14 protein-coding genes, 1 tRNA gene and 1 pseudogene are annotated in these 13842 nt (G+C 64.2%); 10 read left to right on the forward strand and 6 right to left on the reverse strand.

The genetic code is table 11. The features are described from left to right. Nucleotides 1-26 precede the first annotated feature (26 nt). Both VKP01_RS02895 and VKP01_RS02900 read right to left on the reverse strand, forming a co-directional pair. Entirely contained in the window at nucleotides 27-218 is a 192-nt protein-coding gene (locus tag VKP01_RS02895; protein ID WP_324410129.1) for a twin transmembrane helix small protein, read from the reverse strand. 175 nt (nucleotides 219-393) lie between these two features. Next, entirely contained in the window at nucleotides 394-1647 is a 1254-nt protein-coding gene (locus VKP01_RS02900; protein WP_324410130.1) for a penicillin-binding protein activator, read from the reverse strand. Between the two features lie 184 nt (nucleotides 1648-1831). Here VKP01_RS02900 and rsmI point away from each other — a divergent pair, with 184 nt between their 5' ends. The 5 genes and pseudogenes from rsmI to VKP01_RS02925 all read left to right on the forward strand — a co-directional run bounded on the left by rsmI (nucleotide 1832) and on the right by VKP01_RS02925 (nucleotide 6502). Beyond that, on the forward strand, nucleotides 1832-2848 hold the full coding sequence (gene rsmI, locus VKP01_RS02905; RefSeq protein WP_414706500.1) for a 16S rRNA (cytidine(1402)-2'-O)-methyltransferase: 1017 nt from the start codon (nucleotides 1832-1834) through the stop codon (nucleotides 2846-2848). Then, nucleotides 2848-3288 carry a YraN family protein gene (locus tag VKP01_RS02910; RefSeq protein WP_324410132.1) on the forward strand — a complete coding sequence of 147 codons (441 nt, stop codon included), beginning with the start codon at nucleotides 2848-2850 and terminating at the stop codon, nucleotides 3286-3288. Before rsmI ends, VKP01_RS02910 begins: the two co-directional genes overlap by 1 nt. Before the next feature lie 131 nt (nucleotides 3289-3419). Continuing rightward, nucleotides 3420-3509, forward strand: a tRNA-Ser gene (locus VKP01_RS02915). 468 nt (nucleotides 3510-3977) lie between these two features. After that, nucleotides 3978-5111 (forward strand): DUF262 domain-containing protein, encoded by a 1134-nt coding sequence (locus tag VKP01_RS02920; protein ID WP_324410133.1) that lies wholly within the window; start codon nucleotides 3978-3980, stop codon nucleotides 5109-5111. Nucleotides 5112-5162: 51 nt separating this feature from the next. After that, a pseudogene (locus VKP01_RS02925) lies at nucleotides 5163-6502 on the forward strand (IS1380 family transposase). Nucleotides 6503-6943: 441 nt separating this feature from the next. Here the strand turns inward: VKP01_RS02925 and VKP01_RS02930 are convergent. Then, nucleotides 6944-7399 carry a GatB/YqeY domain-containing protein gene (locus VKP01_RS02930; RefSeq protein WP_324410134.1) on the reverse strand — a complete coding sequence of 152 codons (456 nt, stop codon included), beginning with the start codon at nucleotides 7397-7399 and terminating at the stop codon, nucleotides 6944-6946. Nucleotides 7400-7534: 135 nt separating this feature from the next. On the opposite strand from VKP01_RS02930, the gene carA reads away from it, so the two are divergent. The 4 genes from carA (at nucleotide 7535) to VKP01_RS02950 (ending at nucleotide 10295) form a co-directional block, all read left to right on the forward strand. After that, the gene (gene carA, locus VKP01_RS02935; RefSeq protein WP_324410135.1) at nucleotides 7535-8743 is read left to right on the forward strand and encodes a glutamine-hydrolyzing carbamoyl-phosphate synthase small subunit; all 1209 of its coding nucleotides are present in this window, start codon (nucleotides 7535-7537) and stop codon (nucleotides 8741-8743) included. Nucleotides 8744-8874: 131 nt separating this feature from the next. Further along, entirely contained in the window at nucleotides 8875-9252 is a 378-nt protein-coding gene (locus VKP01_RS02940) for a hypothetical protein (protein WP_324410136.1), read from the forward strand. A 44-nt stretch (nucleotides 9253-9296) separates the two neighbouring features. Further along, nucleotides 9297-9647 carry a cytochrome c gene (locus VKP01_RS02945; protein ID WP_324410137.1) on the forward strand — a complete coding sequence of 117 codons (351 nt, stop codon included), beginning with the start codon at nucleotides 9297-9299 and terminating at the stop codon, nucleotides 9645-9647. 330 nt (nucleotides 9648-9977) lie between these two features. Continuing rightward, complete coding sequence (locus VKP01_RS02950) at nucleotides 9978-10295, forward strand: septal ring lytic transglycosylase RlpA family protein (RefSeq protein WP_324410143.1); 318 nt, start codon at nucleotides 9978-9980, stop codon at nucleotides 10293-10295. Here VKP01_RS02950 and VKP01_RS02955 read toward each other — a convergent pair. Further along, complete coding sequence (locus VKP01_RS02955) at nucleotides 10280-11359, reverse strand: Brp/Blh family beta-carotene 15,15'-dioxygenase (RefSeq protein ID WP_324410138.1); 1080 nt, start codon at nucleotides 11357-11359, stop codon at nucleotides 10280-10282. The two genes, VKP01_RS02950 and VKP01_RS02955, sit on opposite strands and share 16 nt — an antisense overlap. 493 nt (nucleotides 11360-11852) lie before the next feature. On the opposite strand from VKP01_RS02955, the gene VKP01_RS02960 reads away from it, so the two are divergent. After that, nucleotides 11853-12542, forward strand: coding sequence for a cold-shock protein (locus tag VKP01_RS02960; protein WP_324410139.1), 690 nt, complete (start codon nucleotides 11853-11855; stop codon nucleotides 12540-12542). Nucleotides 12543-12932: 390 nt separating this feature from the next. Here the strand turns inward: VKP01_RS02960 and VKP01_RS02965 are convergent, their stop codons facing one another. Together VKP01_RS02965 and VKP01_RS02970 are read right to left on the reverse strand one after the other, a co-directional pair. Next, the gene (locus VKP01_RS02965) at nucleotides 12933-13481 is read right to left on the reverse strand and encodes a disulfide bond formation protein B (RefSeq protein ID WP_324410140.1); all 549 of its coding nucleotides are present in this window, start codon (nucleotides 13479-13481) and stop codon (nucleotides 12933-12935) included. A gap of 11 nt (nucleotides 13482-13492) precedes the next feature. Continuing rightward, nucleotides 13493-13648, reverse strand: coding sequence for a DUF5993 family protein (locus VKP01_RS02970; RefSeq protein ID WP_324410141.1), 156 nt, complete (start codon nucleotides 13646-13648; stop codon nucleotides 13493-13495). Between the last annotated feature and the right edge of the window lie 194 nt (nucleotides 13649-13842).

A 13842-nucleotide genomic window follows, 5' to 3' on the forward strand; every position in this document is an offset into this window, starting at 1 on the left:
CGGGTATACGGCATCCGCCCGGCGCTCTACAGCGCCCGGTACCAGACCACGCCCATGATCACGACGAGAGCAAGAGCCTGCAGCAGCACACGCGCGCGCATCAAATTCTGCGATCTGCTGGCCGAGCCGCCACGCATCATGTTGACCAGGCCGAGCGCCAGAACCAGCACTACGGCACCGACCGCCACAAGCACGAAGACATCGCTGAAAGTGTTCATCTGCCTCGAACCTTCAAAACGGCCACTCAGGGGCCCCGTCCCGCCGGAGAGCACATCGTCCCATGCACGCATGGCCTTGCCCGAATTCACTGGGCATATTGGTCGCAGGGGCGTCCTCGGCAACCCCCGCCAGACATCTCCCTGCGGCACCCTCGCATTCCGAGCGACGCTGCCCTCAGGCTTCCAGGGATTGCGGCGCGGGCGAAATCGTCGCCGCCGCGCCGTCGCGCACTTCGTAGACCGCATAGCCGCGATCATTGCTTCCATCCTGGTTGAAGCGGAAGACGCCATCGGCGCCGGCAAAACCGGAGCTGTTGGTGAGGATCCCCTCCGCAAAGCGCTGCTCACCCTGGGTGCGCGTCAGCGCCGCCGCGAGGGAGACGGCGTCATAAGCGAGGCTGGCGATCCGCACCGGGTCGGAGCCGAAACGCATGCGGAAGCGCTGCGCGAAAGCATCGAACCCGGCCTGGGGCGGCGCGGCGAACCAGCCGCCACGCAGGGCCGGCAATGACAGCACCGACGGATCGTTCCAGACCCCGGTGCCGATCGGCTTGACGCGGGCGGGATCGAAATTCGCCTGCGACAGCGCGCGCCCCACGGCAGGCATCGAATCGGGCGTGTCGGGGATAAACAGCGCATCGACGCGCGGCGACGGGCCGGCAATCGCGTTCGCAAGGCGCCGTACGGCATCCTGGGGTGAACCGGGACGATAGCGCTCCCGTGCAATGATGCGCAGACCACGCGCATCAGAAGCCCGCCGGAAGGCGGCCTCCGCCACCTCGCCATAGCCGCTCTCGGGGATCAGCGCGGCGATATCGCGGCGGTTTTCGCGTGCGGCATGGGCCGCGATGCGCGCCACCTCGTCACGCGGCAGGAAACCCATCAGATAGACGCCTGGGCGCGCCACCGAGGCGTCGGTCGAGAAGGCGATCATCGGGACGCGATTCTCGCGCGCCACGTCGCCTGCCGATTGCACGGAAGCCGCGAAAAGCGGGCCGAGGATCAACTCGGCCCCTTCCGCGATCGCCTCCTGCGCGGCACGGCGCGCCTCGGAAGCCGCACCACGGTCATCCTTGACGACCAGCCGGATCTGCGGATCGTCGAATTCCGCGAGCGCCATCTCGGCGGCGTTGCGCAGATCGCGCGCGGCTGCACCGCCGGCACCTGATGCGGAAAGCGGCAGGATCAGCGCCACGCGCACCGTACCGTCACCGATGGAATCGTCCCGGTCGTCTTGCGGGCCGCCGCCGACGAGCCCCGGCGGCTGTCCGGAGAAGGGCGTGATGCAGCCGGCCAGGGTCAGCCCCAACCCACCGGTGAGGAGGCCCGCAACGAGCCGGCGGCTCGGCAGTCGATGCGGGCGCGCGCCATCGGCGGCATGCGTCGCGAGCGGAAGCGGAAGATTGCCGGGGCGGCGGGGCGCGGTCATGGGATCATCCCTCGTCTTGCGGTCAGGCGGCGCCTTGGTTACGGATGCGGTCGACATTTAACACCGACACGTTAATGGTTTGGTTAACGATTTCATACGCGTGTCAAGTCACGAATGCGCAAATTCACCTGAATCCGGCAAGGACAGCCGGTAGCCCCGCCGCCGTGACCATTGCCGGGAGATGATGCAGATGGCGAAACCGCCGATTCCGAATCGCCCAGCGACGGCGCAGTACCCGGCCCGTACCGAGGCGATCGGCGGGGATGCGCCGGGCGCACCCGCTGCGCAAGGTACCGGGCGCCACGGCGTGTTCACCGCCTTCGGCCTCGCCGCCGAGACACAGCCCCTTTCGTGCGGACTTTATGTCGTTGCGACACCGATCGGCAATCTCGAGGATGTTTCGCTGCGCGCCCTGCGCATTCTCGCCGCCGCGAACGCGGTCCTTGCCGAGGATACGCGCATCACCCGCCGGCTGATGGCGCATTACGGCATCACCACGCCGCTCGTCGCCTATCATGAGCATTCGGCTGAAAGCGTGCGCACGCGCATGATCGCGCGGTTACAGGCCGGGGAGGCGCTTGCGCTCGTCTCCGATGCAGGCACGCCGCTCGTCTCCGATCCCGGCTACAAGCTCGTGCAGGCCGCCATCGAGGAAGGCTTGCCGGTCACGCCGATACCGGGCCCCTCCTCGGTGCTGACGGCACTGGTCGTCTCCGGCCTTCCGAGTGACCGCTTCTTCTTCGAAGGCTTTCTGCCGTCGAAATCCGGGGCGCGCTGCAACCGGCTGGCGGCGCTTGCGACGATTCCGGGCACGCTGATGATGTTTGAATCAGCGAAGCGTCTGCCAGCCATGCTGGCGGATGCCGCGGCGGTGCTCGGCCCGCGTCCGGCCGTCGTGGCGCGTGAACTGACCAAGATGTTCGAGACGGTGCGCCGGGGCAGCCTCGCGGAACTCGCTGCGCAATTCGCCGAAGAAGGCCCGCCCAGGGGCGAGATCGTGGTGCTGATCGGTGAGGCGGCGGAGGAAGACCGGCGCGCCGATGCGATGGGCGATCTCGACATCGCCCTGGGCGACGCGCTCGCCTCCCACAGCGTCAAGGATGCCGCCGCGCTCGTCGCGGCGCGGCTTGGCCTGCCCAAACGGGAGGTCTATGCCCGCGCCGTCGCGCTTTCGCGCGATGCGTCCGGGGAGGGCGCCTGATGCGCAGGGATCCGCAAGCCTGGCGGGAAGGCGATCCCGCGCAGAGCACGCAAGGCGAGCAAGGCGCACAAGGCGCCAGGCGCAAGCGCCGCCGGGCATTGTTGCGCGGGCATCTCGCCGAATGGCTGGCGATGGGCTTCCTGCTCTGCAAGGGTTATCGCCCGCTCGAGCGCCGTTTCGCGGCCTCGGGAGGCGAGATCGATCTGATCATGAAGCGCGGCGCAACGGTGATCTTCGTCGAGGTGAAGGCCCGCGCGCGGCTCGATCTGGCGCAGGCCGCGATCGGCGCACGCAAGCACAGGCTGTTCAACCGCGCGGTGCGTGCCTGGCGCGCGAGGAACCCCTGGAGCGCCAGCTTCACCCTGCGCGCCGATGCCGTCTACGTCACCCCGTCCGCCCTGCCCCATCACGACATCGATGCCTTCGCCATCGCTGATTGACCCGCCGACGGAGGCCGGTCGCGAATTTTTCAGGCAACGCGCGCGCCGACCCTTGCGCTTGGCTGGCCATGCGGTATACACCGCAACGCAGACCGGAGATGCCACCGCAACAGTGGCGTCAATGTCCTGCCGGAGGGGTGGCCGAGTGGTTTAAGGCGCACGCCTGGAACGCGTGTATACGGGAAACCGTATCGAGGGTTCGAATCCCTCTCCCTCCGCCACTAACACCCTTTCGAACCCGTTCAGGTCGCCTACCCGTGGCGGAATTTCTCCCGTTTTCAAAAGGGTTTGCCGGCTGGGTGCGAACCGCTGAGCAGCGGGTGCGAAGCGTTTTCCGTCTCTGAATGGCCTCTCGTCTCTGGTCGGGCGAACCGCGCCGATTCCGGTTCGGTCAAAATTTTCCTCGCCTTTCCAATGGCCTGACTTGCGACCCCGCCAAAACTGCGCGCCCTGTTTCCATCGCTATCGAGCGAGACAGAGACCGAACATGCAGGAGGCGTAGCCGATGGGGTTGCTGGTAGTGGAACGCGTGCCGATGACGGCACTTGGCAGGGTTCGAGGCCGGAAAACGTTGGAGAAACAGTGATCTTCCACTTATCAAGGGACGGACAGTGCCCGTCCCACTCGGCCAAGCGTCACGCCGTCGGGTGGGTTAGTCGGCCGACAATATTGTGACCAAGAGAGCAGTGATGGCCACGTCTTTGAAAGCTGAAGAGTATCGCTTGGAGAAAATCTTCTCCGACGATTTCGTATATTCGATCCCGCCCTACCAGCGTCCGTATTCGTGGACGGAAGATCAAGCCAGTGAGTTGCTGGACGACATTCTCGCCGCGCAGCCAGAGTCACACCAGGAAGCGGTTCCCTACTTCCTCGGAAGCATTGTGCTGATCAAGGATGCGTCGCAGCCAGAGGCAGACGTGGTCGATGGCCAGCAACGACTGACAACGCTGACGATCCTTTTGGCGGTGCTGCGCGACATGGCCAAGTCAACGGAGATCCGGGACGAACTGAACCGGTTCATATGGCAGAGGGGAAGCACGATCACAGGCAGAGCCGACCATTTTCGGCTCACTCTCCGCCCGCGGGATCGAGATTTCTTTCGTGATCATGTGCAGAAGGACGGCGCGGTTAGCGACCTGGTTGCGAAAGATCCGGCGGGTCTAGCTGATACACGCCGTCGGGTTCACGAAAACGCCCGGTACTTCTGGGGCGAGTTGTCGAACCTTTCAGAAGCGGCGCGCGAAGGGCTGGCAGCCTATCTGATACAACATTGCTATCTCGTCGTCGTCGCAGCATCGGACCGCAGCGCTGCATACCGGATCTTTGCGGTGATGAATGACCGTGGACTGGATCTGTCACCCACCGACATTCTGAAGGCGGAGATCATTGGAGCGCTGCCAGAGGCGCAGCGTGATGCTTACACGGAAGCCTGGGAGAATATCGAAGAAGAACTGGGGCGCGGTCGTTTTCGAGAGCTTTTCGGGCACATCCGGATGCTGCATGCACGCACGAAGGCCAAGGGGAACCTGACAGACGAATTCCGACGTGACGTCGCCGACCACTTCGATCCGGCACGGCTCATCGACGACGAGATCGGACCGCTCGCGGAGGCTTTTCAAGTCGTTCGGGACGCGAGTTTCGAGGCCACGCAAGGCGCCGAGAGCGTGAATGTTCCACTTGTTCAGCTGTCCCGCCTCGACAATGCCGATTGGGTGCCACCAGCGATGGCCTTCGTCCGCGCGCACGACAAAGATCCTGCACATCTAGCCCGGAAAATTCATTGCGGTCTGGCGGATGTAGCGCAAGCCGTTGAAATAGCATAAGATTCAGGTGTCGAAGCCGAATCTCGCAGTTTCACGGAGGCCACATCCGCCATGCATGATCCTACGCTGCCGCTGGAGGGGTTGTCACCTGTGAACGGCAAGGCGATCGTCGCCCGGTTTGACGGCGGCAGCCTGTCATCGGATAGCGGCCTGATCGCTCTGGCGGAGGTGGACAAGCGCTTGCGTGTCGCCGCGACTCTGGCTGCATGCATTGATGATCCGCGGCGTCCCGAGATGGTCTCCCACAGGCTCGACGAGATGATCGGCTTTCGGATGCGCATGATCGCAGCCGGCTATGAAGATGCCAATGACGCCTCCCGCCTGCGGACCGATCCCCTCTTCAAGATGGCGGGGGCAGACTTGCCTGCGATGAGGATCTTGCTTCCCAATCAACAATCTGCCGCCTGGAGAACCTGCCCGATCGGCGCATGCTTCTGGCCATGGGTCATGCCATGATCGGCCTGTATTGCCGCTCGTTCCGGACAGTGCCGTCGCAGATCGTGCTCGATATCGACGACACCTTCGATGCCGTTCACGGAGAGCAGCAATTGCGGCTGTTCAACGCGCATCACGATGAATACGGCTTCCAACCGATCGTGGTGTTCGACGACGAGGGTCGTTTCGTGGCCGCTGTCCTGCGCCCGGCCAAACGCCCGCGTGGCCGCGAGATCCGTGCACATCTGCGCCGTCTCGTGCGGTCGATACGCCGGCACTGGCCACGCACCCGGATCCTGATCAGGGGTGACAGTCACTATTGTGCCCCCGAGGTGCTCGACTGGTGCCGGGCGAACGGCATCGACTTCATCTTCGGCGTGGCGACAACCAGCACGCTGCGCAAACGTGTGGCAACCGTCGAGGCCAGCACGACCCGGCGCTTCGAGAGGGTGAAGACGAAGACCAAGGTCCGGCGCTTCAAGGAATTCCATGACGGGGCGGCGAGCTGGAGCCGGACCGAGCGGATCATCGCGCGTGTCGAGGTCGGGCCGCAGGGTTGCGACACGCGCTTCATCGTGACCAATCTCCCGGGTGGACGCGCCCGGACCTTGTATGAGCGCGTCTATTGCCGCCGGGGCATGGCCGAGAACCACATCAAATCCTGGAAAACCCATCTCGCTGCCGACCGCACCTCGTGCAGCAAGCCGACGGCAAACCAGTTCCGGCTGTTCCTGCATGCGGGGGCCTATTGGCTCATGTGGGGTCTGCGTGCGGTGATGCCGAAACGTGCGGCCCTGCGTCTGGCGCAGTTCGACACCTTGCGTGTGCGCCTCATCAAGATCGCCGCCCGCGTGGTCGAAATGAAGACGCGGATCTGCCTGCATCTGCCGACATCATGTCCTGATCATGCGATCCTGCGCATTGTGCTGAGCCGGATACCGCGTCTGGCCACGTAACCACCGGGGACGTTGGCGCCCCTTTTGAACCCCGCGACCGCAACCTGCAAACCCCGCCCCTCAAAACACCTCCGCCGCCGAAAAGCGGCGGGGCGGGTCACCCTGAGCCGGCTTCTCGAAAAATCCGCCAATCCGGCAAAACGCACCCATGATCTGGCTGCGATGCATAAAGGCGGCTAGCGTACGACCATTGCGGAAGTCACATGCAAGCTTCAACGAATGTCAGCTTGAGGTACTCCCCCGATTATCCACACTTATCTGTTCGCTTCGTTGACTGTTTTAGGTGCCCTGATTGCACAAAAAACAGCCTCGGTTTGGCTCGAGTCTTCTGCACTAGGATGCAAGCAGCAATATGGAGCGGAAATGATAAAGGCATGGTCGCATTGAGGAAGCCTCACTAAAACGCCGAACACCTGAACCGAACGCATCCCCCCCCCACCATCACCCCGACAACATCTCCTTCACCACCCCGCTCGCCTTCCCGAAATCCATCCGGCCTGCGTATTTCCCGCGCAAACCGCCGATGACCTTGCCCATATCCTTCATCGAGGTCGCGCCCTGCTCGGCGATTTCGGCTTCGATGGCGGCGCGCATTTCGGATTCGTCGAGCTGTTTGGGGAGGAAGCTCGTGATGATTGCGGCTTCTTCGTTTTCCTGGGCGGCGAGTTCGTCGCGGTTGTTCTCGGCGTAGATGGCGGCTGATTCCTGGCGCTGCTTGATCATCTTCTGCAGCATGGCGAGGATCTCCTCGTCGCTGGCTTCGCCCTTGCCGGCGCCGCGCAGCTCGATGTCCTTGTCCTTGAGGGCCGACTGGATCAGACGGATGGTGGCGAGCTTGCGCTTTTCGCCGGCGCGCATCGCATCCTTGAGTTCCTGGGTGAAACGTTCGCGCAACATTGAATTCTCCGCATTTCCGGGCCGCGCAGCGTTGACGCCGCCCCGCCGCACCCTTAAGTGACGCATCGACGCAAGCGCTTTTCGGGCGCGCGGTCGTACCGCATAATCGTACCGCACATAAGCGAGAACTGTCCCATGTCGCAAGCAGATACCGCGCCCACGACCCAATCCGGCTGGCAGGAAACCGCTGCAACGGCGGTTCTCGTGCTCGCAGACGGCACCGTGCTCGAAGGCTACGGCATCGGCGCCACGGGCGAGGCAGCCGGCGAGGTCTGCTTCAACACGGCGATGACGGGTTATCAGGAAATCCTGACCGACCCTTCCTATGCCGGCCAGATCATCACCTTCACCTTCCCGCATATCGGCAATGTCGGCACCAACGAGGAAGACCTCGAGGCGATCGACGCGGTCTCGCCCTCGCCGGTGCGCGGCGTGGTGCTCGCCGCCGCGATCACGCAACCCTCGAACTGGCGCGCGGCGAGCCATCTCGATGCCTGGCTGAAGGCGCGCGGGCTGATCGGCATCACCGGCATCGACACCCGCGCCCTCACCGCCCTGATCCGCGATCACGGCATGCCCAACGCCGTGATCGCGCATTCACCCACCGGTGCTTTCGATACCGAGACGCTCAAGCAAAAGGCGGCTCAGCTTCCCGACATGACGGGCCAGGATCTCGTGCCGCTGGTCACGGCCAAAGAAGCCTATGAATGGGACGAGACGCCCTGGGAGCTCGGGCGCGGCTATGGCCGGCGCAGCGAGGCGAAGGCCCATGTCGTCGCCATCGATTACGGCGTGAAGCGCAACATCCTGCGGCTTCTGGCCAATGCCGGCTGCCGGGTCACCGTCGTGCCGGCGACGGCGAGCGCGGATGAGATCATGGCGCACAAGCCCGACGGCATCTTTCTTTCGAACGGCCCCGGCGATCCGGCGGCGACGGGGGAATATGCGGTGCCGGTGATCCGCGCGCTGCTGGAGCGGGACGTGCCGGTCTTCGGAATTTGTCTCGGCCACCAGATGCTCGCCCTCGCGCTCGGCCTGAAGACGAAGAAGATGGGCCAGGGGCATCACGGGGCGAACCACCCGGTGAAGGATCACACCACCGGCAAGGTCGAGATCGTCTCGATGAATCACGGCTTCGCCGTCGATGCCGACAATCTGCCCGGCAATGTCGAGGAGACGCATGTCTCGCTCTTCGACGGCTCTAATTCCGGCATCGCGCTCGCGGACAAGCCGGTCTTCTCCGTGCAGCACCACCCGGAAGCTTCCCCCGGTCCGCATGACAGCCATTACCTGTTCGATCGCTTCGTGGGGCTGATGGCGCAGCATTCACGCGCCCCTGCCTGAGCGGGCATTTGGGCATATTGCCGAGGTTGTTGACGGCGCTGGAGGAATCCGGCGCCGTCTCGTTTTTGTTAACCACCGCTTAACCAAGCTCGCGCACGGTGATCTCCAGCCGTCGTCAGCGAGTATCCGTCGTGACCAGCACCACCCAGCCCCTGCCAGCATCGGAGCGCATGCAACGCGCGTTGCTGGCGCAATTGAGCATCCTGACCAGTGCCGCCTGGGCCCTCGCACTCTCTGCCGGCATGCAGGCACCGTGGGTGAACGACATCGTGGCCTTCATCGCCCCGGACAGCGAGCGTGCCATGAGTACCGGGGCCTATCTCTTCTCGGTGCCGCTGATTCTGCTGCTCGCCCTGGCGATCATCTATTTCGGGCGCGAAAGCGTCTTTCGTGCGCCCTTCGCGCGCAACCCCCGGCTCGCCGCTGCGCTGGCTGGCGGGCTGTTCTCCCTCCTCTTCGTGATCTCGCTCATCCGCACGGCCCAGACCCTGCGGCTCGGCGGGATCTGAACCGGCACCTGCGGGACGCAACAAGGCGAGACGATACGATGCAAATGGGACAATTCTTCCGCGCCTTCTTCACCGTCGGCATCATCGGCGGCGCCTTCGTGGCCCTCGCGGAGGCCAAGAGCGGGTGGGCGCCCGATCCGCAGGCGGGGCACGCGCTGCTCACGGAGAACTGCGCGAGTTGCCACGCCGTCGACGCAACCGGCACCAGCCCCGTTCCCGCCGCCGTTGCCTTTCACGAGATCAGCGCGCGCTATCCGGTGAAGGCGCTGGAAGAGGCGCTGGCAGAAGGCATCATGGTCGGCCATGACGGCGTGCAGCAGATGCCGGAATTCCGATTCAACGCGATTCAGATCGGCGACATCATCGCCTATCTGGAGAGCATTCAGGACGAGTGAGACCCCGTATCCTGTGGCGTCGCGGCAACAGGCACGGCCGCGCGAAGGCATACGGAGCGCGCTGCCCCATTTCCGCCGCATCGCAGGCGGCTCCGTCGGATCAACACAACAGATCACGAGCCCGTCATGCCGCCGCTCTCCCACACGACTCGCGCCGTTTCCCGTCTGATCCAGCGCAAGGCAGCCATACCCGGCATCGCGCTGACGAGCATCATGCTCGCCGCCTGCGTTCCCACCGACGGCGACAGCGTCGCCCTTGCCGTCGATGCAGAGATCGCACAGGCGGGCTCGGCGTTCACCGGGCCCGGCCCCGAGGCCTCGACACGGCCCTTGCAATATGCAGGCCTCACAGAGAGCGATGATGCGCCGTTCCAGCAGGGCCGTGCCTCCTTCTATCGCCATGGTAGCCGCACAGCCAACGGCGAGCGTTTCGACCCCTCCGGCATGACGGCGGCACATCCCTCCCTGCCCTTCGGCACGCGGGTTCGCGTGGTGCATCCCGCGAGCGGCAACGCGGTCGTGGTGCGGATCAATGATCGCGGCCCCTTCACGGGCGGTCGGGTGATCGATCTCGCCGAAGGCGCCGCACGCAAGCTCGGCATCATCCGTGCGGGCGTCGCGCCGGTTGCGCTCTATCGCCTCGATTGAGCTCCGGCCTCGGCGCTCATCTCGCGCAGGCCGGCGAAACCACGCAGGGCGAGGAAGGTGAAGACGGCATGCGGCACCGCGAAGGCGCTCACCAGCCAGATCGCGATGCGCAGACTGTAGCCGTGCGGCGTCGCCGGATCGATGAAGACGAAAACCATGAGAGCAAGCAGCGCAATCGTCATCGCGGTCGGTAGAATCGTCGCGCGCAGGACGCGGACCATTGCGCGCGACGGATTGCCGATGGACGGATTGCGTGCGGCAAAATCGAACAGATGGCGCGGAGCATGTACCAGCCCGACATAAAGGGCAAAGGCGATCAGTGGCGGAAGCATCGCGAAAGCGAGGACGATGACCGCCATCTCGCAGACACGCACGACCGCCCGCATCACGTCCCCATGCCCGGACAATGTCTGCCAGAGTGAGCGCAGGATCACCAGCGCCCACAGCCCTTGCCAGGCCAGCGCCACGGGCAGCACCCACTCATAGATCACCCGCGAGGCCGTCGGCACGTCGAGAATGAGCCAACCGGCGAAAGCGGTGACCTGCGGCAGGCTGAAGAGAACCGCGAGTGCGAAGGGCGCCAGTCCACGCGCCAGTATGTCCGGGTAACGCCACCACGAGCCCGTCTCGACATCTCCGAGCCCGTAATGCAAAGCGGCAAGCAGGATGAGGGCGGGGAGCAGGATCTGCGGCGCGATCATCCAGCCCGCGACGACGCTGACGGCGAGAACGCCGTAGATCACCATGAAACCCAGCGGCCAGAGCCGGCCGAGGCGCGGCTGCAAAACAATCAGTGCCGCATACTGATCGAGCGCGGCATGCGGCAGGACCAGGAGCAGGATCAGACCGCCCGCCATGGCGAGTTGGAACAGAACCGAGCTCGGTGCGAGAAACGGATAGAGGATGGCCGTCACGCCGATCACGGCCAGCGCGGCGACAGCATGGGCGCGCCGCAGGGATGCAAACCACGCACGATAGCCGTCAGGCGTCATGGTCTCGCCACGCTGTTGCGCATATGTCGTTGCCTGCGCCCGCCCATTCTCGACCCGCCTGCTGGAATCCATCGCCCTCGACCCCGGCGCGCGTCCGCGCCACAATTCGCTCTGGTTCGCACGCCCGGACCGACTTGTCGACCCGCTCCGGGCAACGGCTCCTTACCTGGAGACCCATTCCCGTCATCGGCATGTGAAATCGTGAGCAGGGTATGAAAGTCAAGAAATTTGGCCGGACAAACCGGGGCGATTTTTCGGATTCTTCAGAAAAATATCACAGTTTATTCTCGCATTTCGCCATTACAGCGCAGTTCAGCGGCCAAAAATCAACAAACGCTTTACAAGGCAGCGCAATTTCTGCAATGATGTCGGGCCGGTAAGATGCCGGTTGTGGGTCAGCGGTCACAAGCGTTGATGAATGACATCGCTTTCGCTTTGGAGTTCGTCCAATAAGATCAGGTTGTCGGTTTTCAGACTGTCACGGGGACCCCGGAAACGGTTGTGTCCGTCAGGTGTGTCGGTGAACGCGACCCCGTTTTGAAGCAGCTCCAGAGCGAGAGAATACATGGGTCGAGGTCGAGATTTCCGCGAGACGAGCCGTAAGGGCTTCGATAATGATTTTGGTCAGGATCAGCCTGACTATTTCGAGCCGCGCGCGGAACGTGGCTCCTTCGGCGGTCAGCCGTCAATGTCCCGTCCGGTCGGCGGCGTCGAGATGGACGCGGTCGTGAAGTGGTTCAATCCGGAGAAGGGCTTCGGTTTCGTCGAGCTGGGCGACGGCTCGGGCGATGCCTTCCTGCATATCCGCGCCGTCCAGGCGGCGGGCTATGATGAATTCATGCCTGGCACCAAGCTCGAAGTGCGGACCGCGCAGGGCCAGAAGGGCCCGCAGGTCACGGAAGTGCTCAGCGCCGATACCAGCACTGCGGAAGAACGCCCGCAGCGTCAGGGCTTCGGTGGCGCGGGTGGCCCCGGTGGCGGTTTCGGCGGCCAGCGCCGTCCCCCGCCGCGCCAGCAGGGTTTCGGCGGACCGCAAAGCACCGGCCCGGCAACGGAACTGTCCGGCACGGTGAAGTGGTATAACCCGACGAAGGGCTTCGGCTTCATCATGGCCGAGGATGGCGGCAAGGATGTCTTCATCCACCGTTCCGTGCTGATGCGCGCCAATCTGCCGGATCTGATCGAAGGCCAGCAGGTCCGTATGGGCGTGGTCGAAGGTCAGAAGGGCCGCGAAGCCGCAACGATCGAGATCTGAGATCACATTGAAATCTGCGCGCCGTCGCGATGCGTGACGGCGCGCGTTTTTTTGTCGGCGAAGTGCAAAACCCTGCATCACCGTCGCTCTGCGAAACCGCGATGAAGCACGCGCTCAATTTCTCCTCTCCATGGGGGGGGAAATCGTGCCCGTCATACAGGCTGCAAACCATCCCCGCTCCCTCCGTGAATACCGGGGGCAGGAGAGCGGCGGTGATAAACATCTCTCCACCGTCGATGGCTGCTGCACGCCCCATGACGTCAGCGGCTGATCATGATAGCCCCCTCCCCGCTCATGCTTCAAAGTGTTCACCGTCTCTCCGGTCTATACCTGGACGGGGGAGACGAGCCGCGTGCAGCGCGCTCCGGGGCTGCTAACCGGGGCGGGCAATCAGCCGGGGAGCCACTCATAGGCGACGGGGTTGTCCGGGCAGAGGCCGGTGCCACATTCGAGGAGGGTCGAGGCGGCATTGCCGAGTACCATCAGGGCGAAGAAGGCGAGCGCGGCAATGATCAGCGTGCCGCGTACGTGTGGCGGGGAAGCCGGTTCGAACTGCCGCTCGAAGAACAGCATCGCGGCTGCACCGAGGATGATGGCGGCGAAGATCAGCGCCGCCCAACTGTAGAGATGCAGGCCGAGCACGGGATCGCCATAAACCCCGCTGCCGGGCACGATATGCAGCGCAACCTGGCGCAGTGAAACGGCACCGCCGGCGAGAGCGGCAAGGATCATCAGCCCGTAATGGCCGGGGCGTGGGCCGGTCAGGAGGTTCAGCGCGAGGCCGAGTCCCACCGCGACGAAGCCGGCGCGTTGCAGGATGCAGAGTGGGCACGGCAGCTCGCGCGCGACGATCTGGGTGTAGAAAGCGGCAGCCAGGATCGCTGATATCGCGATCAGGGCGAGCGCGTTGAGCAGGCGGGAGGTTGCAGCATCAATCATCGCGGCACCGGTCAGAAGGACAGCGCGAGGCTGTCCGTCGCATGCAGGCGAAACAGCATCAGCGTGACCGCGATCGCGGCGAGCCCGCTCCCGAGCGCCCAGCCACGCCGGCCATACCAGGCAAAGGCGAGACCGGCAAAGACGATGACGAACGGCAAAGCCATCATCGGCTGTTCCTTCCCTCGTTCGCGGGTGAATCAGCAGGCATGACATTCACATCATCGCCTGCCGGTCACCCACGGGCAAGGCATTGCATGCGGAATCCGTGGAACGCAATTGCCCGATCCGGATTTGAATCGGTCGGGACAGACCAGGCCATGGAGCGGAATCGCTGATGAAGGCGGGATACGACAAGAAGCGG

It is taken from the genome of Saliniramus sp., from assembly GCF_035311605.1.
In the GTDB taxonomy this organism is placed as follows: domain Bacteria; phylum Pseudomonadota; class Alphaproteobacteria; order Rhizobiales; family Beijerinckiaceae; genus Saliniramus.